This is a genomic window from Streptomyces sp. NPDC101152, from assembly GCF_044768275.1.
GTDB lineage: Bacteria > Actinomycetota > Actinomycetes > Streptomycetales > Streptomycetaceae > Streptomyces.
On record NZ_JBIWPO010000068.1, the window covers coordinates 1 to 19,514 of the forward strand.

At 65.9% G+C, this 19,514-nt stretch carries 15 protein-coding genes and 1 pseudogene; 9 read left to right on the forward strand and 7 right to left on the reverse strand.

What is annotated here, in order from left to right; all coding sequences use genetic code 11:
• From ACIRVK_RS41260 to ACIRVK_RS41280, 5 genes are all read left to right on the forward strand, one after another.
• The coding region (locus ACIRVK_RS41260) for an IS3 family transposase (RefSeq protein WP_404256590.1) at positions 1-632 on the forward strand (632 nt) is incomplete at its 5' end.
• 7 nt (positions 633-639) lie between these two features.
• Entirely contained in the window at positions 640-4,344 is a 3,705-nt protein-coding gene (locus tag ACIRVK_RS41265; RefSeq protein ID WP_404256592.1) for an RHS repeat-associated core domain-containing protein, read from the forward strand.
• Positions 4,341-4,868, forward strand: coding sequence for an SMI1/KNR4 family protein (locus ACIRVK_RS41270; RefSeq protein WP_404256594.1), 528 nt, complete (start codon positions 4,341-4,343; stop codon positions 4,866-4,868). The genes ACIRVK_RS41265 and ACIRVK_RS41270 overlap by 4 nt, the downstream gene beginning before the upstream one ends.
• 355 nt (positions 4,869-5,223) lie before the next feature.
• A complete protein-coding gene (locus ACIRVK_RS41275) occupies positions 5,224-5,823 on the forward strand; it encodes a hypothetical protein (RefSeq protein ID WP_404256596.1) in 600 nt (199 codons plus the stop codon).
• 390 nt (positions 5,824-6,213) lie between these two features.
• A complete protein-coding gene (locus tag ACIRVK_RS41280) occupies positions 6,214-6,735 on the forward strand; it encodes an SMI1/KNR4 family protein (RefSeq protein ID WP_404256598.1) in 522 nt (173 codons plus the stop codon).
• Between the two features lie 18 nt (positions 6,736-6,753).
• Here the strand turns inward: ACIRVK_RS41280 and ACIRVK_RS41285 are convergent.
• A pseudogene (locus ACIRVK_RS41285) lies at positions 6,754-6,843 on the reverse strand (IS5/IS1182 family transposase); the annotation flags it as partial.
• A 588-nt stretch (positions 6,844-7,431) separates the two neighbouring features.
• Between ACIRVK_RS41285 and ACIRVK_RS41290 the strand changes: the two are divergent.
• A complete protein-coding gene (locus ACIRVK_RS41290) occupies positions 7,432-7,935 on the forward strand; it encodes a hypothetical protein (RefSeq protein WP_404256600.1) in 504 nt (167 codons plus the stop codon).
• A 56-nt stretch (positions 7,936-7,991) separates the two neighbouring features.
• Here ACIRVK_RS41290 and ACIRVK_RS41295 read toward each other — a convergent pair whose 3' ends face one another.
• Positions 7,992-8,141: a hypothetical protein gene (locus ACIRVK_RS41295; protein ID WP_404256645.1), complete on the reverse strand. Its 150-nt coding sequence runs from the start codon at positions 8,139-8,141 to the stop codon at positions 7,992-7,994.
• On the reverse strand, positions 8,075-8,416 hold the full coding sequence (locus ACIRVK_RS41300) for a transposase (protein WP_404256602.1): 342 nt from the start codon (positions 8,414-8,416) through the stop codon (positions 8,075-8,077). The genes ACIRVK_RS41295 and ACIRVK_RS41300 overlap by 67 nt, the downstream gene beginning before the upstream one ends.
• 1,417 nt (positions 8,417-9,833) lie before the next feature.
• Between ACIRVK_RS41300 and ACIRVK_RS41305 the strand changes: the two genes are divergently transcribed.
• Together ACIRVK_RS41305 and ACIRVK_RS41310 are read left to right on the forward strand one after the other, a co-directional pair.
• On the forward strand, positions 9,834-11,222 hold the full coding sequence (locus tag ACIRVK_RS41305) for a hypothetical protein (protein ID WP_404256604.1): 1,389 nt from the start codon (positions 9,834-9,836) through the stop codon (positions 11,220-11,222).
• A 102-nt stretch (positions 11,223-11,324) separates the two neighbouring features.
• Complete coding sequence (locus ACIRVK_RS41310) at positions 11,325-12,095, forward strand: hypothetical protein (RefSeq protein ID WP_404256606.1); 771 nt, start codon at positions 11,325-11,327, stop codon at positions 12,093-12,095.
• 1 nt (position 12,096) lies between these two features.
• On the opposite strand, the gene ACIRVK_RS41315 is transcribed toward ACIRVK_RS41310, so the two are convergent.
• The 3 genes from ACIRVK_RS41315 to ACIRVK_RS41325 are packed head-to-tail and all read right to left on the reverse strand — an operon-like array spanning position 12,097 to position 17,474.
• The gene (locus ACIRVK_RS41315) at positions 12,097-12,636 is read right to left on the reverse strand and encodes an SMI1/KNR4 family protein (protein ID WP_404256608.1); all 540 of its coding nucleotides are present in this window, start codon (positions 12,634-12,636) and stop codon (positions 12,097-12,099) included.
• A 28-nt stretch (positions 12,637-12,664) separates the two neighbouring features.
• Positions 12,665-17,152 (reverse strand): DUF6531 domain-containing protein, encoded by a 4,488-nt coding sequence (locus ACIRVK_RS41320; protein ID WP_404256610.1) that lies wholly within the window; start codon positions 17,150-17,152, stop codon positions 12,665-12,667.
• A 10-nt stretch (positions 17,153-17,162) separates the two neighbouring features.
• On the reverse strand, positions 17,163-17,474 hold the full coding sequence (locus tag ACIRVK_RS41325; protein ID WP_404256612.1) for a hypothetical protein: 312 nt from the start codon (positions 17,472-17,474) through the stop codon (positions 17,163-17,165).
• Positions 17,475-18,182: 708 nt separating this feature from the next.
• Here ACIRVK_RS41325 and ACIRVK_RS41330 point away from each other — a divergent pair.
• Positions 18,183-18,578 carry a hypothetical protein gene (locus ACIRVK_RS41330; protein WP_404256614.1) on the forward strand — a complete coding sequence of 132 codons (396 nt, stop codon included), beginning with the start codon at positions 18,183-18,185 and terminating at the stop codon, positions 18,576-18,578.
• Here the strand turns inward: ACIRVK_RS41330 and ACIRVK_RS41335 are convergent.
• The gene (locus ACIRVK_RS41335) at positions 18,575-19,474 is read right to left on the reverse strand and encodes an alpha/beta fold hydrolase (RefSeq protein ID WP_404256616.1); all 900 of its coding nucleotides are present in this window, start codon (positions 19,472-19,474) and stop codon (positions 18,575-18,577) included. The genes ACIRVK_RS41330 and ACIRVK_RS41335 overlap by 4 nt on opposite strands.
• Positions 19,475-19,514 lie beyond the last annotated feature (40 nt).

Sequence of the window (19,514 nt, forward strand, 5' to 3'; positions counted from 1 at the left end):
GGGTCGCCCGTCTGATGCGTGAGCACGGTATTCAGGGAGCTCACCGCCGCAGGCGGCGGTCGCTGACCCGGCCGGACAGGAAGGCGAAGCCGGCAGCGGACCTGATCGGCCGCGACTTCCACGCTGAGATTCCCGGCACGAAACTGGTCGGCGACATCACCGCCCTCCCCACTGGCGAGGGCTGGCTCTACCTCGCCTGCTGGCTGGACCTGGCCACCCGCGAGGTCGTCGGCTACTCGATGGCCGACCACCACCGCGCCACTCTCGTCGTCGACGCGCTGACGATGGCTGCCGGCCGCGGCCGCCTCCAGCCCGGCTGCATAGTGCATTCGGACCGCGGCAGCGAATACACCAGCAGCCAATTCCGCCATCACATACGCGAGTTGGACCTCCGGCAAAGCTGCGGACGCACCGGATCTTGCTTCGACAACGCCGCCGCGGAGAGTTTCTGGGCCCTGCTCAAAGAAGAGATCGGCACCCGCGTCTGGCCCGACCGGGCCGCCGCCCGCGCCGAGGTCTTCGACTTCATCGAGACCTTCTATAACCGCCGCCGACTACGCAAGCACAAGGTCTTCGGCTACCTCACCCCAGCCGAAACTCGACAGCGGCAACAGCACTCCCTCGCCGCGTAACGAACGAGTGTCCGAGATCACGGGGAAACTTCACACCTCGACCGACGCACAGAACCAGGTCACCAACTACGCCAACGACGAGGCCGGCCGCTTGACGATCACCACGAGCCCGGCGATCACCACGACCACGCCCGGTACCGGCGCGACGGCCACCGAAAACCCCACCACGATCAACGGCTACGACACCTTCGGTGACCGCACCGCGGCCGAGGACGCCAAGGGGCACATCACGGCCACCGCCTACGACCGCGATGGCCGCAAGACCGGCACCACCCTGCCGTCGTACAACGGCACCTCCGCCACCACCGCCTGGACCTACAACGCCTCCGGCGACGTTCTGACCCAGACCGACGCCACGGGCGAAACCGACTACGGCTACGACCAGTTGGGCGACCTTGTCCAGCAGACCAACCCGGCGATCAGCATCTCCGGCACCAACACCCGCGGCACCATCACCTACGCCTACGACCTCGCCGGCGACCGCCTGACCGAGACCTCGCCCTACGGCTCCGTGACCCACCACACCTACGACGACCTGGGCCGTCACAGCACCACCTGGGCGTACGTGTACACCTCCACCAGCGCACAGACCAAGCAGGAGACGGACACCGCCTACGACACCGCGGGCCGCGTCGCGAGCACCACCTCGATCAGCGGCGTCACCGCGCACTACACCTACGACGCACTGGGCCGCACTCACACTGCCGCCGACACCACTGGGGACACCACCACCTACACCTACGACCTGCGCGACGACGTCATCAAGACCGTCCTGCCGGACCAGAGCGCCCAGACAGCCACCTACGACGCGGCAGGCCGCAAAACCGCCACCGCGAACCTGGACTCCGCCGGAAACGTGCTGTCCTCGACATCGGCGACATACACCGACAACGGCGAACTGCAGACGACGACCGACGCCCGCCAGCACACCACCAGCTACGAGTACGACGCCCTGGGCGAGCTGACCAAGCAGACCGAACCGGTCAGCGACACCGGCTCCATCACCACGAAGTACGGCTACGACGCGGCAGGACACCCGACCGCGTACACCGACGGCAACGGCGACACCACCTACTACACCTACAACTCGCTCGGCCTGCCCGCGAGCAAGGAGATCCCGGCCGTCGTCGGCTACACCAGCGACGCCGACCGGACCACCAGCTACACCTACGACGAACGAGGCCGACTCGTCACCCAGACCGACCCCGGCGGCGTCACCCTCACCAACACCTACGACGCCCTCGACGACCTGACCACGCAGACCGGCACGGGCGCAGACGCCACCACCGCCGACCGCCAGTTCACGTACTCGCTGAACGGCCACCTGGTGGCCTCCGCGATCGGCGGCACCTGGGAGTACTACAACACCAACGCCCTGGGCGACATCCTCACCACGTCGGGCCAGGCGGGCAGCTCGACCTTCACGTACAACGCCGACGAGTCCCCGGCGACTCGGACGGACGCCTCCGGCACCAACACCTACACGTACGACACGGACGGCCGCCTGAACACCGACACCGACGCGGCGACCAGCACCACCCTCGCCTACCAGTACAACTCCCTGTCGCAACCCAAGTCGGTCACCTACGGCTCGGCGGCCGACGTGCGCAACTACGGCTACGACACCCTCCACCGCCTGACCTCCGACACCCTGACCACAGCCTCCGGCGCCACGGTCGCCAAGGTCGCCTACGACTACGACAAGAACGACAACCTCACCACCAAGACCACCACCGGCGTCCAGGGCGCCTCGGCGAACACGTACACCTACGACTACGCCAACCGCCTCACGTCCCAGACCTCGGGCTCCACGACCGCCGGCTACACCTACGACGCCGACGGCAACCGCCTGACCGCGGGCTCCACGACGTACACCTACAACGCCCGGGACCAGCTGACCTCCGACGGCACGCTCAACTACAGCTACACCGCCCGCGGCACCCTCGCCTCGAAGGACTCCACGGCGTACACCTTCGACGCCTACGGCCAGCAGATCACGGCCGGTGCCACGAACTACACCTACGATGCGCTGGGCCGTGCGATCACCGCCGGGTCGACCACGCTCGCCTACTCCGGCACCGACAACACGGTCGCCTCCGATGGCAGGAGCACCTACAGCCGCGACCCCTCTGGCGCCCTCACCGGGGAGTCCTCGGCAACTGGCGCCACCCTGGCCTGGACCGACCTGCACACCGACGTCATCGGCCAGTTCACGGCAGGCGGCACCGCGCTGACCGGCTCCGCGAGCTACGACCCGTGGGGCACGACCACCGCGTCTACCATGACCGGAAACGTCGGCTACCAGAGCGAGTTCACCGACACATCCACCGGCAACGTGAACATGCACGCCCGCTGGTACAGCCCCGGCACGGGTACCTTCAACTCGGCTGACACGGTCGACAACCCGACGGTCGGGGACAGCGCCAACGCGAACCACTACGCCTACGCGAACGACACACCGCTCACCGGGACCGATCCCAGCGGGCACTGTTTCTGGGACCTGTGCATCGGAGAAGCGGAGGGCGCCTACCTCCTGGGCGCAGCCCTGATCAGCACCTGCATCGCGTACTGCTCGGCGCTTTCCAACAGCATCTCCGACGCCTTCTCCTCCTCCAGTTCCTCGTCCTACAGCCACGCTTACACCTCCTCGTCCGCCGCCACCCACACCAGCAGCTACGGCATGTGCGCCGAGGTCTGGTCGATGTCCTGCCAGCAGCGCTACGGCAGGACCAGTTCCAGTGACGGAGGTACGTCTTCGGGACGCGGCGGAGGCGGTGGCGGTGGCGGTGGGGGCGGCAGCACCTGTTACTCCTGCGGTGGTGGCGGAGTCAGCCCCGCGGAAGTGGCCGCCGCAGCAGCCAGGGCCGCCGCCGCAGCCGCAGCAGCGGAGGCAGCCCGCCGCGCAGCGATCCGCGCCCACGCCATCAAGATCACCGCTGCGATCGGCAAGGCCGACCTGATCGTCCATTCCATCTCATCTGCCGCCCAGCCGCCGACCGTCAAGATCAACATCGGCGACTCGGTACGCAATGCCGCCTCGGCCGTCGCCGCTGGCCTCACGACGGCCGCCGTGTGTGTAGTCACCGGTGGCTGCGTACCGCATGATGACGACCCCAACTCCTCCTGTGCACGGGGCGGTGAGGGCTGGTCCGACCCAATGAACACGGATGCGGCACACGGAAACCGGGCGCAGGGAGTGACAGCCTGCTTGAACAGGCAGTACCTGGAGGGTAACCCTGGATCCTACACCCAGACGGACATCCGGCCGCCGGGCTACAGCTGGGCACAGAATTACGCCAGATATCTGAGAGCGAACCCTTCCCGTGTCGTCAACAACTGCCACCTGCTCGGTAGACAGCTCGGCGGATCTGGAACGGATTTGAGAAATCTCGCGACGTGTGGCGTGGACGCGAATACCTATCCGCCGAGAGGAGGTCTTGGGGCTATGGACAACATGGTGCAGTTCGAAGACCGCGTGGCGGGCGAGGTGGCAGAAGGCGACACCGTTCTGTACCGTGTGGTACCTGTCTACGCCGGAAACCGGGTGGTGCCGGAAGCCTTTGTCATGACGGCCACCACCTGGAACGCGGACGGAAATTCTCTGGGTACCGAGAGGCGTTACGTCCGCAACCTCATGAACACCCGTTCCGGCTGGAAGAATCTCGGCACGGTGGTGGACAGCCGCACAGGAGAGGACGTCCCGACGTCATGAACATGCAATGGGCCGTCGAACAGCTCCGGGAGGTAATGCCCCCGCCGGCACGCGGAGACCTGGTCGACTGGGACGCGGTACACGAGCAATTCGGCCTTCATTTCCCACAGGATTACCGTGACTTCGTCTCGGTCTATGGGGGCGGCACTATGGACGGCTACCTGGGGATCTCCACTCCGCCTACGGGCGAGTCGTTCTATGGAGATCTGCTTGACGACCTCGAGTCACAGGTAGGGGAGGATGCAGAGCATCCCTACCCGTATCCGCCCTACCCCGGCCACGAGAAACTGATTCGCTGGGCATCCGACCCGGACGGTGACGACGCTTTCTGGGTGCTCCGGAGCAAAGATCCCGATCAATGGTCCGTCGCGGTGAAGAACCATCAGGGCAGATCCTGGTCGTTTTTCGACGGAGGCATGGCGGATTTCCTGCTGGCGCTCGTTACCGGGCGGTTCCCGAGCCCCTTCGCTGCTGCGGACTTTCCCTCGTCCCAGCCTCTGTACAGAAACTGGCGTGACGAGTGATCGAAACGACTCACGCACGCCAGTTCTCAGTCCACTACTTCACCCGGGCAGTATCCAGATGTCCTCAATCCTGACCAACTGAAGGGACCGGTGTGAGGGCACCAGGCACTGGGCTGTGGAAGAACTGAGTCACGTGATGCAGCCACCCTCGGACGGCGGCTGCACGGTCGACTGGGACGCGCTTAGCGCCGAGATGGGATGGGGCTCCCGGCTGACTACCGCGCCTTCGTCCCGGACAGCACGCGGCTGCTACAACAGTGGGGCCGCGGGAGTCTTGGACAGCGTGACTGTGAACAACACCTACGGCCCGTTAGGGGTCTGAACCTCGGTGACGTCGCTAAATGAGGGAGACACCATGCCCCATCAACGGCCCCTCGGCGATGCCATGACCCGCCTCACCTCCCTGGTCGCCCCACCGGCAGGCGGCGGTAACACCGTGGACTGGGACAGTCTGACCGAGAGATATCCCCGCGGGTTCTCCGACGACTACAAGCAATTCGTGCGCGTGTATGGACAGGGCGTTTTCGATGACTTTCTCAGTGTCTGTCCGCCCATCCAGGAGGTGTATCCCAACGATCCTCGCGCCGACGTCGAGGGGGTGACGGGGGATGCCGAGTTGACGGCCGAGGAGGAGGAGTACGATGCGCCCGAACTGCTCATCGGCTGGGGCTGGACCAGCGAGGCAGACCTGCTGTGCTGGCGGGCGGACTCACCCGATCCCAACAGCTGGGGCACGGTGATCTGGTGTCGTCATTGGGCGGCACCCGAGTGCTGGTCCCACTTCGACTGTGGCATGGTCGAGCTGCTGTGCCGGTTCGCAGCCCGAGACCTGCCCGAGCACTGGTCCTTCGAACTGCCCTACGCCGGAGCGCGGTTCTTCCATGATCGCGACATTGCCAGATTCCGGCGCCTCAAGATCAAGCCATGGGACGCCGAACCCCCTGCGGATCTCTGACGTGCACCAGTACGACGAGACGTTGCCCGGTCTCCGGCCACGGCCGGTGGAAACGTCCCGTACAGCGCTCCGGCGGACGGAGCCGACTCGGCACTCGCGCCGGGCCTCACCGACCCGGCGGCGCATGTCCCTGACGGGAATATCACCGACGGCGCGACATCAGGACTCCCCGGGTCCGGAACAAGGAACTTCGATGCCCGCTCACCTCCCTCACCGACGTCGCTGGACCGTGCTCGGCGCAGGAGCCGTAGCGCTGCTGGCTGTGGCTGCCGTCGTGACATGGGTGTTTCATGCGCATTCGGACGACGCCGGTGAACCTCCGGCCCCGACGGATAGTTACTCATAACTCCAAGACCGGCATTGGCTCGACATGCTAGAAGGGGTCAAGTGATGGCAACGCTTGCGGAGATCCGAGCCTTGTTGGGCGAACCCGGATTCAACTGGACGGATCCGGCGCCATGGATTGAAATGGAGCGGGAGTTCGGAATCCAATTTCCGGCGGACTTCCGTGAGATCGTGGATGCCTACGGTTCGGTCCAAATCAACAATCAACTGTATCTGGAGCACCCCGCCGGTCATCTCCTGCACTGCCTGGGAGAATCCATCATGGGGGATCTCGAGCTTTTCCGCGAGGAAGACATGGCGGAGTACCTGCCGAGTCCGGCAGGGGCAAACCCCGGAGAGTTGATGCCGGTGGCGTCGGCCACGACCGGGGAATGGGTTTTCCTCCGTGTTCCCGACAGCTTCTCGTCGCCCTGGCGCGTCCTGGTCGCGGAGCTTGACAGTCCGGCTTGGGTGCTCCATGAGATGACATTCAGTGCGTGGTTGCTGGCTTACCTCAGGGGTGAGGACGTGACGGTGTGTTCTCGCAACTTCGCGCCTGATCGCCCGTTCTTCGAACCGCTGAGCTGAACCGTGGTATGCGCACAGGTCGGTCGTGGCGATATGGATCATGGCTTCGGAGTGGTGCGGGCGGGTTTCGTTGTCGCGCGCCAGGCGCCGGTGCAGTATCAACCAGCCGCATCGAGCTGCAAGAGTGGATGAGGCCATGCTGTCAAGAGAAGTGCAAGACTGCTTCGGAAGGCCCAGGTCCTACTCCTCGACTGATGCTTGGCGGTCGATCGAGGAAGCGACGGGTCAACTTCCCGAATCCTACAAAGAATTCTGCGCATCGTATGGACCGGGTGTGGTCGGGCGTTTTCTGAAGGTGCTGCATCCGGAGTCTCCTGGGGCGAGTCAATTGGAATATATTTCCCAGATGGCGGGGCTGTATCATGAGCTGTATCCTGAGACGATTCCTCGTGATGTATACCCGTGTTCGGCGGCTGGCTCTGTGCTCTGGGCATTGTCGGCCGAGAGTGACGCCCTATTCTTGGTCCCATCTGCGGGCGAAGAGTGGAGAATTGGTGTTTGGTTCAGGCAATGGGGTCAGTGGGCAGAATATCGTGAGGACGTCCCTGATTGGCTTGCGCGTCAGGCGTCCGGAGACCTCGCTGTTCCGGGCCTTCCGCTAGGTGTGTACGGCGGTTTTGTTCCATTGGATTAACGCGCCAACCGGCGTAGATGACCAACGGATCGGGTCGGTAAGAGGACGCGATGCACTGGGCTGTGGAAGAGCTGAGCCGCGTTATGCAGCCGCCCGCACATGGCGGCGACGCGGTCGACTGGGATGCGCTGCGCGCTGAGACGGGATGGGAGCTCCCGGCTGACTACCGCGACTTCGTAGCGGTGTACGGGCTGGGTGGGATCAGCGACTCGATCGGCATCCTTACGCCCCCCTTCGACGGCTATCCATACGGGGACCACCTGCTCCATGGCGCTCAGTGGCCGCCGGGGGACGGGACCTTGACCTGGGCGTCGAACGAAGCTGGTGACGACTTCCTTTGGCGGTGCGCCGGTGAGCCCGATGAGTGGCGAGTGGTCTTCCGGCCCAGAGACCGCCGTCGGGACCACGAGTACGAGATGGGAATGGCAGAGTTCCTGCTCCGCTTGGTGCGGGGAGACATCCGTCCGCCGCTCGGTGCCGAATTGGAGCTGCCGGCCACGTTCGAGTCATGGCGTGAGGAAGAACGGCGTCTGCTCGACGAGGAAGACGACCTTGAAGGGTTCTGATCGTGCCCGCCGGCTCCTTGCCAGGTTGCCGTACCGGGCTCGTTCGGCCGCTCTTGTCATAGACCGTACGCCTCGAGCGCCTCGTCCAGCACCGCTGGCTGGCGTTCCGGTGGCCAGGCATCGTGGTGCTCCACCGCTGTCAGGTCGAGGCCGTCGGCGAGCACCCGAAGCAGGTCGATGGTCGCCTCGACGCGGTCGGCGGGCACGGGTGGTTCGACGCGGAGGCGCAGTAGTCCGCGTATGCGGGCGTCCAGGGTCGTGAAAAAGTCCCCGATGCCCGCCGCAGCCGCACGAGCTCCTCGCTCTCACCTGTCGCCGTGGCCCCGCCGGCCCTGCGCGCCCGCAACACCCAGCTCGCCAGTGTGGTCTCGTTGGTCCCGAGATCCTCCGCGACCTGCGCGATCGGCTTGCCGGCCTCGGCGACGGTCCGCACAGCCCCCTCACGGAACTCCGCGTCGAACTTCCGCCTCTTGCCTGCCATGACCCTCGACTTCCCCTGCAGTCAGGGTCTCTACGCTCCGAGGGGAAGGTCAGCCTCTGACAGCCTCTGTCACGTCACGTGTCATGGCGACACAGCAGCAGGAAGGCCTTCGGTACGCACGGTGTCGGGGTGAGCTGTACGCGGCTGGTTGCGGACGTCGTGTCGAGTGCCCCGGGCAGCGGGTCGTCGAAGTACCGCCGGTATCCGCTGGTTGAAGGGCTCCGACGCACAGGTCCGGCTGTAGCAGCACCTCGTTGAGGCGGCCGTTGGGAGAGGCCTGATTCCGGTCCTGTAGCTCACGCTTCGTGTATGCGCGCCGACCTGCGCAAATGCTTCCGGGGGCTACACCCCGGCAGCCTGGGGTGAAGCCCCTGGGCATGGGAAGGGAAAATCCGCTGCGCGCAGGTTCGACTCCCATCCTTGAGCTGGCGCGATCGTCCCCTATGTCTTCAGCGCGATCCTGTCGGGCCTCATTGAGGCCGAGTTGAGGCCGCAAGGACAGGAACAGACAGGCAAGGGCTGATGAGCCCCAACATGGATAACCGCATCTGACCTGCGAAAACGTCAAGGATGAGCGTTGATCGGCAAGGACCGCCAAGATCCTCAAAGGACTCATAATCCGTCGGCCGTGGGTTCGAGTCCCACCCGCCCCACCAGTGCAGGGCTGTGAACTGCGGAAACGTTCATTTTGTCCTGTTGGATCGTCAACTTCGCCTGAACGGACTGAATCCGCTGCTCGCGGGTTCGGGGCCACGGTGGCGTGTATCAGCTGGCGAGAGCCTGACCTGCACTTCTGCGGGCTGACAGGTGAGCGCGAGGGTCGTTTTGGTGGCTGTGCTGCGGCTGAGTCGCAGATTGAGGCCAACCTGAGGCCGAACGAGCGGGAAGCGTCCGCAGGATCGCGCGCCGAGGCATGTCCGTAAGCCCACCGGAGGGTGCGGCCGCATGTGATCTGGAGTGTCCCTGTGGCCGTCGAGGAACGCCGCGACGCGGCGGAAGCCGGGTTCGTGGGAGGCGAGCGCATCGCGGCGGCCGATTCCGAAGGCGAACCCCGCGGTGTGGAGGAGGCCTGGCGTGCGGTAGGCGGCGAGGTCGCCTTGCCGGCCGTGCGGGCGACGCGGGGAGCGGTTCGCCGGTGGCGCCGGCCGCGTCGCATCGGCCCAGGGTTCGATGGTGTACGTCACCGCGCCGGCCAGAGGCCGCAGCAACTGGGTCCAAGTTTCGGTCACGAACCCGAAAAGTCAGTGAGCCCCCCTTTCGTTGCCGGGGGATCGCCCCGTAGCGCCACGCTCGCGATTCAAAGAATGGCTGATCCACTCGTTTTCGATCTCTGTTCGAACGGAGAGCATGGCCACGTCAACATCGTTGATCGACAGGAAGGTATCGAGTGAAGAGCCTCAGTGGCAGACGTGGTTAGGTGGCCGCAGCTCTGCCGGCAGCCGCGCTGATAGTCGCTGTTCCGTTCGTCGGGTCTGCTTCGGCCGGTGCGTCAGTTCCTTCACCGGCTCTCGAAGAGAAGGTCGCGTCCGGCGCCAGGGCACACAACATTACAGATCCGCACTTAATTCAGGTGCAGCGCCAGCAGGACACCCTGGACAAGATCGCAGGCAAACTCGCTGACGGGCTCTCGGAATTCGAGCGGGCGAGGATCCCCGGATTCACGGACGTCGCGATCGACCCAGATCACAACCACATACGTCTGTACTGGAACGGTATCGTGCCCGCGCGTGTCCGGACCATACTTGCCCATCTACCTGCTGGTGTGACAGCTGACGTCCGGTCGGCCAAGTATTCAAAGGCCGAACTCCACGCAGCGCGTAAGAAGCTTCTGCAAGGCGGCAAGTTCAAGGAAATTCACCTGGCTTCCACCGGCGACGCCATCCGGATCACCAGTGTCGGTCCAGCCGTGGACGGCAGCGGTCTGGAGATCGGTTATGACGAGGACCGCGGGGTGGGGAAACGTGACCTCACCGACCCGTTGGCCCGGAAGTCGCGGGTTGAGCGTTCACTTGAGGTCAAAGCAGTTACGGATCACCTGACCGGCATCAACACCTCGACCGTCTACAAGTCGCTGGTGGCGGACGCGTCCCGGGTCCATGACCAATCGCCCTGGTTCGGCGGAGACGCACTGCGCAATCCCACTGGGGGTATCTGCTCCAGCGGGTTCGCCATCAAGACGCAGCAAGGCACCCCGATGCTCACCTCCGCCCGGCACTGCGACGGCGGAAATGGTCAATGGAAGACGTACGTCGGTGGTGACCTCGTTGGCGTCAGTGACCCGCTTCGCAGCGACGTGGCCGATGACGTGGTTGCGATCAGCCTCTACTCGAAGCAGGCCGGCGGGTTCCTGTTTGACGGGGCGGCCAACCGGACTGACGGTTACTCCAAAGCTGTGACCGGCTGGGGCCACAACAACGTCGGCGACTATGTATGTACCGACGGTGCCAATGGCGGCGTCCACTGCAACGTGCAGATCGCCAAGACGGACATCAGTGTCACCGGCGCTGACGGCAACCTGCGCCCCATCACCGATCTGGGCTTTGCGACCCAGTACACACCGGACGGCGTTGCCGCGGTCAATGGCGACAGTGGCGGTCCGGTCTTTGCCGGGGTGAACAACTACACAACGGATGAAGCGCGTGGCACCATCACGGCACTGGACACTACTGTCACGTGTCCGTCCAGCCTCAACCAGAACACCGTCCTTGACGGGCACGTCCGAACTCCGTGGTGTCTCAAGGGCGCTTACTGGGTGCCGATCTACCAGACCTTGTCCGACATGGGCTGGTCACTCATCACCAACTAGCCAGTCCGGCAGGAGGCGTGGGCTGACACCGTTGGGTGTCAGCCTCGCAGGTTCTCTGGAGAATCTGGATCCCCCTGCTGCCGGCGATCGTGGAGTGTGCGCGTGACTGCAAAACGCATCCGTTGGGTCGTGGCTGTTGCCACAGTGGTGGCGGCCCTCACTGCGGGGCTGGTCGTCTGGCTGACCCGCGATGCAGAGACCCAGCAGGCTGCTGTGCTGGGCGAGGTGCTGGTCAGTAGGGATGGCCGGACGTTAACCACTGCCGTCAGGTGGACCCCCTGCCAGGAGGCCAAACCTCGCCTCACCGCCCGTGAGTCCAGCGGCTCCGTCACCGTGGCCTTGCGTGAAGGCTCGGCCGACCTACGGCACCAGTGCGCCAGTACTCCTCAGTTGATCAGCACCACCCTGCGTTCGCCGCTCGCGTCCCGGAAGCTCACGGACTCAGGTACGGGAGCGGCTATCACGCCGTTCCGCGCCACCCGACTCGCAATTCCGCGCTATCTCCCCAGCGGCTACCGGATGACGAACAACGTCTACCCGGACGACGCAGGTCAGCGCCCCGTCCCGTCGCCCTTCGAGCGAACTGCTGAGCAGGGCCCTGTATGGACGCGTTTCTACAGCACCCCTTCGGGGCTACCCACTCTGAGTATCACTCAGATCAGCGGCACGGGGCCTCGTGGCTCAGTCCCGGGGAAGTACGTTTCCGGGGAAAAGGTCTCCTTTGGTGGCCATCTCGCATATTTGGATGAGAGAAGCTCCGACGACCGTTCGATTATCTGGTCTGATGGCACCGAAACGTTCATCGTAAACTCGGCTAATCCTCGCATCGCGAAAGCGCAGCTCCTCCAGATTGCTAGTCACCTGGCGGGCTGAGCTACCCAAGGATGTCATCGTTGGAGTCGAAGCTGTGGCTCTCCGAAGGTAGGTCGGTGAAGTACTCGGTGTCGGCCTCCCCGGTGAGGAGGGCGTGCAGGAAGGGGACGCACTGGCTGTTGTGGGGTTCCCACTCCGGCCCCCGGCCTTCGTTGAGGATGACCGTCCAGTCGTTCGGCTTCTGGCCCGGCTGCCGCAGCCAGTAGAGGTACATGCCGCTTTCCTCGACGTAGGCCCAGGGTAGGACCTGCGCATCGGGGTGCTGGAGTGCCGCCGGCTTGGCTTCCGTCTGCCACAGGTCGGCGAGGATTTCGGCTCGCTCCGTGGCCTGGTCCAGGAGGTTGTAGTCCTCGTCGGGGCATTCGGGGTCCAGCAGCCAGATCGTCTCGTCGAAGACGCCGCCTCCGTAGGTCTCGACGAGTTCCTTGTAGTCGTCGGGCAGGGGTGTACCCAGTCGCTGCTCCACGAGCGCCCAGTCGCGTGTGCGGCGTGGCGTACCTGGGGGGATGAGCTCGGAGAGGCGTTCCACGGCGGGGTGCATGAGTGCCGGATCCTTTCTGTGCGCTCTACTAGGGTTTGGGTACGTTCAGGATAGTGACGGCGTTCGTCGCGCTGCCGCCTTCGTAGGGGGTGAAGCTGAAACCGTTGCTGCCCCGGGCGTGCAGGGTGAGTCCCACCGGTACGACGTCGCTCGGGTCGTTGGAGCGGTAGATGGGTGTGACCGAGTAGTCGATGGTTTCGCCCCGGTCGACGGCCGCTCTGATCTGGTCTTCGACTTTCCGCATGACCGGTGAGTTGGCGAATCGGTGCATGGTGACGAAATTGCGGGGGTCCTTGTTCGATCCGCCTATCTGGGCACCGAGCAGGTGGGTTTTGTTGAGCTTCTTGTATTTCTCGTAACCGGGCACGTTGACCTGGGGGTTGGTCTTTCCTCCCGTCATGTCCGGTTCGATGGTGGCTTCCATGCCGGTGGCGCGGCCGCCGGGTCCGGGTGCGCCGTAGCGGACGCGGCCGCCCCAGGTGACGTCAGCCTCGTCGCAGGGGGTGAGGCCCATCGGGTCGGACAGGGTGTGCGGGTTGTCGACGTAGGCGACGGGGTTCGGCGCCGGGTCGAGTCCGAGCGGATCCTGTGTGAGGTAGCGGGCGGTTTCGGGGTCGTAGTGCCGGAAGTAGTTGTGGTGCAGGCCGGTTTCGGGGTCGAAGTACTGGCCGGGGAAGCGCAGTGGTGTGTAGGCGGTGGCATCCCGGTTCCATGTCGTCGTGCCCCAGAGCGTCGCCCGGGTGCGCCAGGCGATGGTGCCGTCCTCGTCGACGAGTTCGGTGGGGGTGCCGATCTGGTCGGTGACGATGGCGAAGAACCGCTGGTCGATGACCTCCTGGGGGGCCGAGGCGAGCGATCTGGTCTCGGTCTGTGCGAGCGGTGCCAGGCCGTCGTGGTCCCAGGTGAGCGTGAGGAGTTCGTCGGTTCCGGCGACGAGGGTGGTCTGTTCGGTGAGGGTGCTGCCGTCCCACGTGAAGTGGGTTTCCTCGGCCACGGTTCCGTCGGCGGTGAGGCGCTGTTTGGCGATACGGCGGCCGAGCGGGTCGTAGACGTAGCGCCAGACCGTGCCGTCCGGGGTGGTGACCGACGTGAGCCGGTCCTCGGCGTCCCAGCTGTAGCGCCAGGTGTCGGGTTTGCGTGACAGGCGCGTCTTCTGGCGCAGGACGGTGCGGCCCGCCGCGTCGTATTCGTAGCGCGTTCCGCCGGCGCGGGTCAGGCGGGTGCCGGTGTACGTGCGTGTGCCACGGGTCTCCGTCCCGGGGTGCTGTTCCGGCCATGACGCGTGGGTCTGGTTGCCCATCTCGTCGTAGGCGTAGTTCTCGGTCCAGTCCGCTGCGTTGACGGCGGTGACGCGGCCCGTCCGGTCGAGGGTGAAGGTGCGGGGGCCGGTGTGCTGGTCCGTGACCGAGGTCAGGTGCCCGTCACTGCGGTAGGCGTAGGTCCGGTGGATCTGCGGGTGTTGGCTACCGGGGGTGGTGAGGGTCTGGCCGGTGAACCGGCCCTGGTCGTTCCAGGCGAAGGAGAGAGTGAAGCGGTCGTCCAGGCTGCGTTGGATTTCGCGGCCGGCCGTGTCGTGCTGGAAGGAGAGGGTGCGGCCCGACATGGTGAGGGCGTCGTAGTTTCCGAAGGAGTCGTACGAGTACGTCGTCGTGACGCCGGAGGGTGTGGTGCGACGGGTGCGGCGCCCGGCCGCGTCGCAGGAAGTGGTGAGGATCCGGCCGCCCACAGATTCGGCGATCAGGCGTCCTGCCGCGTCGTAGCGGTACTCCAGTTCGGTCTCGGGGGTGGTGGCCCGCAGGAGGCGTCCGCACGGGTCGTTCTCGAAGCGGGTTGATCGGCCGTCGACGGTTTTCTCGATGAGCTGGTCTGTGGAGTCGTAGTGGTAGGTGACGGCTTGCCCGACGGAGTTGGTGCGCCGGACGAGCCGTCCTGCGGCGTCGTACTCGTAGGTCACGGTGCGGCCGTCGAAGTCGGTCTCCGCGACGAGCTGTCCGGCGGCGTCGTACCGGTATGTCCAGGTGAGCCCTGGAGGACTGGTGACGGCCGTCAGGCGCCGCGCTGTGTCGTAGGAGAAGGTGTGCCGTGCTCCGCCGGCGTCCACGCGGGCCGTGAGCAGGTCGAAGGCGTCGTATTCCGAGAGCGTGCGTGCTCCACTCGGATCGGTGTGCAGGACGCAGTTGCCTTCCGCGTCGAACGCCCATGTTTCCCTCGCACCGTCGGGCCCGGTCCGTGAGGTGAGCCGGCCCTCGACGGACCATGTCAGGCGAGTCGTTTCTCCTGTCGCGCCGGTCACTCGTACCGGCCGCCCGAACGCGTCGTACTCCTGCCGTTTCAGCGTCCGGGATCCCTCGCTGACGGTCAGTGGCAGCCCGGCCGCGTTGGACGTGATCTCCACACGCTCCCCGAGCGGATTCGTCACGGCCGCGACAGCGCCGCGGCGCCCGACGGTGTAGAGGGTCGCCTGTCCGCCGGGGTCGATGACGGCCGTACGGTTGCCGCGGTCGTCGTAGGTGTAGTGCCAGACCGCGCCGTCGGGCTCTGTCACGGACGTCGGCAGATGGAGTTCGTTGTACTCCATGGTGATCCGGCTGCCGTCGGGCCGGACGACGTGTGTCAGGCGTCCATGGTCGTCGTAGGCGTACCGGGTGGTGTGCCCGAGGGGATCGGTGACGGCCACCAGGCGGTGCTTCGCGTCCCACTCCTGGCTGGTGACGTGTCCGAGCGGGTCGACGGTGCGTATGAGGCGGAGCGCCTCGTTGTGCTCGTAGCGAGTGACGTTGCCCAGGGCGTCGGTGGTGGTCGTGGTGCGGGTGGCGTCGTCGTAGGCGAGAACACCGGAGAGGTAGCCGCCGCTGCCCTCGGTACGGATGACGCGGCCGCGCTCGTCGTACGTGTAGGTGTACGACGTGTTGTTGCGGTCGGTCCAGGAAGTGATCCGGCCCTCGGTGTCGTAGGTGAAGCGCAGCGGCAGGCCAGAGGAGTTGGTCACCTCGGTGAGGTGGCCGTTCCCGTCGTACCCGTAGGTGAGCAGTGTGGTTCCTTGGCTGTCCTGGCTGTCGGGGTCCAGGAGGCGCAGGGCCATGATGCGAGGCTGGTCGCGGTGCCGGTCGATGGCGATGCGGTAGCCGCCGGAGTGCGTGATCTCCAGAGGGGTGCCGTCGTCGGTGTAGCGAATGGTGATGCGCTGTCCGTTGCGGTCCACGATGAACTGCAGGGGGAGTTCTATCGCGTTGCCGTCGTCCGTGGGCTGCGGTGTGTGGAAGGTGGAGGAGATGCCGGTGCCGGGGTCGACCAGGCGCAGGGCACCGTCGACCTCGGAGTCCCAGGACAGCGGCATCCTGGGGCCGACCTCGGGATACACGGGCTCGCCGGTCTCGGGATCCGGGAGCGGGTAGACCAGCCGTGAACCGTCCGGTGCGGCGTACGTGACGGAGCCGTCGTCCACCTGCAGTCGCTGGTCGAGGGTGGATGCCCAGGACGGGCCGAACCAGCCGCCCCACCGGTACGAGGACACGTGGGTCCGCTGCAGCACCAGCGGGAGTACGCCGGGGAGTTGGACGTCGGTCTGGGGCAGCAGCATGTCGCCGGTGGCCACGTCGATCGGGTCGAGCTTGCACTCCTTCTCCGCCGCCTGGATCCCTGCCTCGAGCCTCTCGGCCTCACCGGGGCGGAGCCTGAGCCGCGACAAACCGTTTCCGCTGAGCTTCAACGCCTGGGCCAGCTCGGCGAGTTCGCTGGGCTTGAGGGCCTTCAGGCCCTTGCCGAGGGCCTTGCCCAGAACACCCATCCCGACGCCCATCACGGCGCCTTCGGTGAGGATGCCGGCCAGCTTGCCGGGGTCCTTGAAGGCGCCCGGGTCCTGCAGCAACGTCTCGAAGGCTGAGAACTTCGCGCCGTCCGCGGCGAGTTTGCCCACCTGAGCGACTCCGCGGATCTCCTTGAGCGCCTTCAGCGCACGCTCCACACCGCGGATGACCTCCATCACCTCGCGAATGACGGAGCCCAGTACCGAGCCCTCCTCCTCGATCCGGCCGACCAGCGCGACGACCTTCAGTGCGCGCTCGCCCGCCATGAGGGTGGAGGCGACCTCCGATGCGCCGGCGGTCAGGATGGACAGGGCAAGGCCCGCTATCTCGAACTCGGCGATCTCCGCCAGCATGACGCCGATCTCGGACAGCATCTCGTGCGCCTTGTCCGCGAAGTCGTCCAGCGCCTTGGCGCCTTCGCGCAGCGAGTGGGCCATCTCCGTGGCCTGCTTACGGGCGGCCTTGGAGCGCTTGTTGAACGCCTTGGCCGCCTTGCCCTCCCACTCCACGTCCGCCAGCGACTTGCGGGCGGCTTCGGCGGCGTCGTCCAGGCCGGTTGCCAGATGCCGCCACTTGGTGGCGATCTCCCGTACGCCGTCCGGGTTCACGGCGGGATCAGAGATGCCCAGGAACTCCAGGCCGCTGGCGATCGAGTCGCCGAACATGTGGTTGAACTTGTTGACGTAGTGCAGGGGGTTGAGGTCGACCATCCTGTGCCGCTCAGCCCTTCTCCGCCTGGGCCTTGGCCGCGATGAGCACGTCGAGCAGGTCGAAGGCGTCGGAGACCTCGCCTATCAGCTTGGCCTCCGCCTCCCACTCCTCTTCCAGCTGCCTGGTCAGTTTGGTCAGGGTGGTCATGCCCTCGCGTATCTCACTGGTCGCACTGAGCAGGGACCCCAGCGCGCCCAGCGCGCTCAGGTCGTGCGACTGCGCCTTGAACTCCTGCAACGGCTTCGCCGTGCGGTGCCCCACGGCCCGCAGTCCGGCCGCGGCCTTGTGCATGGACGTGGCCTGCTTCTTCAGGTCCGACATGCCACCTCACCCCCGTACTTCACTCTGTGCACATGGCAATTCGATGACCGTAGTGAGGTCGGTCATAGGGAAGGTAAGGCACCAGTCAAGCAATGGCGAAGATCGCCATCTTTCGCTTAGGCTGTGCCGTTCTTGAGCGGCGGGGCAGGCAAGGGAGTTGACCCATGCGGCACTGGCGGCAGCTCGTCATCGACACCTGGGGAGCGCTCGCGTACAAGCCGGCGTTCCAGTCCGCGGCCGATGGGCGGCCGACGCGCCTGCCGGGCCCCATGGCCGCATCGTGGCTAGTGAAGCCCCAGGGCTGATGCGTTCTCAGTCAGCGAGATAAACTGATTGCGCGTGTATGCGTCGCTGCGGATGGTTTGCTCGATTCGCCCTTGAGCGGTGTGCATCGTGAAGTCTCACGTCACGGGTCTGGCGTGAATGGCGAGTTGGGTACTCGTGGCGGTCGGCGGCCGATGACCATGGTGTAGATCATCGGGCAGGTCCGGTTCTGGCGGGATGATACTCGGCTGTGCCCACGACCGGCCCCTACCTACGATCCGTCAGCAGGTCGGCACACGGTGAGAACGCGGAAGGCGCAGGGATGCAGGAGCGGCGGCGGATCACCGCCCGCCAGAGCGAACTGGATGCTCTTGCCGAGGAGTTGGGCAAGCAACTCCAGGAGGCAGGCCGAGCGGCACGAACTGGCGATCGCGGAGCGGAGTGTTGAACCGCCTGGCCGAGCAGGCCCGGGTCGATGCCGGGCTGTCGCTCCGGCATCGGCGAAGGTGGCCGGGCGGGCGGTCCTGCCTCATCTCGCACCGAGCCGACGCGGCCGATGAGGGCGGGCTGCCCGGCGACTACCGCAAGATCCAGGCGATCGTGCGGGAGGCGGACGGCGCGGTGCAGGTCAGGGCGGTCGGCGAGCGGTTGGGGCTGGACGCCTCGGTACACGGCAAGTTGGAACCTTTTGCGGGCGAAGATGACCAAGCCCGCCGCTCGGGGCTGGCTGCACAAGCGGTGCGACGGGTGGTTCACGGCACGTCCGTAGGCGCGCGGGGCGGGCCCGTAACTGACGGGCCCCCGACGGCAATGGGGATCGCCCTCCTGCGAGAGCACTAACAGCCGCTGAAGAAGTCGGTGAGGGCGGCGGCGACTGCCTCGGGCTGCTCCTCGGGGATGTAGTGACCGGCGTCGGGCACGATGACGCCGGTCACGTTTTCGGCCCACGGGCTGATGGAGGTCGCCATATCCGGGATCGAGCCGTGGCTGCTGGAGATTCCGAGGACGGGCGCGGTCAATCGCCGTTGCTCGAGTGCCGCGCGGTTCTTGCGCGCGGAGTCGGCGGCGTCGCGGTAGTAGGCGAGGCTAGCGCGCAGGCCGCCATCGACGGCGAGGGCCGCGCCGTAGTGGTCGAGCTCTGCTTCCTCGAACGCGTCGGGCGCGAGGGACTTGGTCTTCAGGAACCAGCTGATGTACTCCCGTTCGCGGCCGGCTATCAGCGTCTCGGGAAGACCGGGCACCACGTGGAACGCGAAGTGCCAGGTCTTGAACGCCAAAGTCGAGTCGAGAGGGATTGCTTCCGGCATGGTGATACCGGGAATTCCGGCGTCGAGCAGCGCGACTCCGTGCAGTCGGCTCTCGTAGTTCAGGGCGAGGGAGAAGGCGACCCAGGCGCCGATGTCGTGCCCGGCGAGCCAGTAGTCCTGCACGCCGAGAGCGTTCACGGCGGCCTGGATGTGCGCGGCGACCGTGTGCGTGTCGTAGCTGAGCTCCGGATGCTCGGAATTGCCTTGGCCCGGCCGGTCGATCGCTATGACCCGGAACCGATCGGTCAGAGCAGGCATGACCTTTCGCCAAGCCCACCACGTCTGCGGGAACCCGGTGAGCAGGACGACGGCCGGTCCGTCCGGCCGACCGCCTTCGACGGCGTGCAGGCGGACGCCGTCGGCGTCGACCCAGCGATGCGTGAATCCGGCCAGGTCATGCAGGGGCAGGGCGGGGACGGGGTTGGTCATGGGAATCCTCCATCGAGGCGGGTGGACCGTGCTTCGACGC

Bases quoted from the DNA above. Each gene is read 5' to 3' on its own strand.
- ACIRVK_RS41270 (WP_404256594.1), top strand. From the start codon at position 4,341: ATGAACATGCAATGGGCCGTCGAACAGCTCCGGGAGGTAATGCCCCCG.
- ACIRVK_RS41275 (WP_404256596.1), top strand. From the start codon at position 5,224: ATGCCCCATCAACGGCCCCTCGGCGATGCCATGACCCGCCTCACCTCC.
- ACIRVK_RS41280 (WP_404256598.1), top strand. From the start codon at position 6,214: ATGGCAACGCTTGCGGAGATCCGAGCCTTGTTGGGCGAACCCGGATTC.
- ACIRVK_RS41300 (WP_404256602.1), bottom strand. From the start codon at position 8,416: ATGGCAGGCAAGAGGCGGAAGTTCGACGCGGAGTTCCGTGAGGGGGCT.
- ACIRVK_RS41315 (WP_404256608.1), bottom strand. From the start codon at position 12,636: ATGCACCCCGCCGTGGAACGCCTCTCCGAGCTCATCCCCCCAGGTACG.
- ACIRVK_RS41320 (WP_404256610.1), bottom strand. From the start codon at position 17,152: ATGGTCGACCTCAACCCCCTGCACTACGTCAACAAGTTCAACCACATG.
- ACIRVK_RS41325 (WP_404256612.1), bottom strand. From the start codon at position 17,474: ATGTCGGACCTGAAGAAGCAGGCCACGTCCATGCACAAGGCCGCGGCC.
- ACIRVK_RS41335 (WP_404256616.1), bottom strand. From the start codon at position 19,474: ATGACCAACCCCGTCCCCGCCCTGCCCCTGCATGACCTGGCCGGATTC.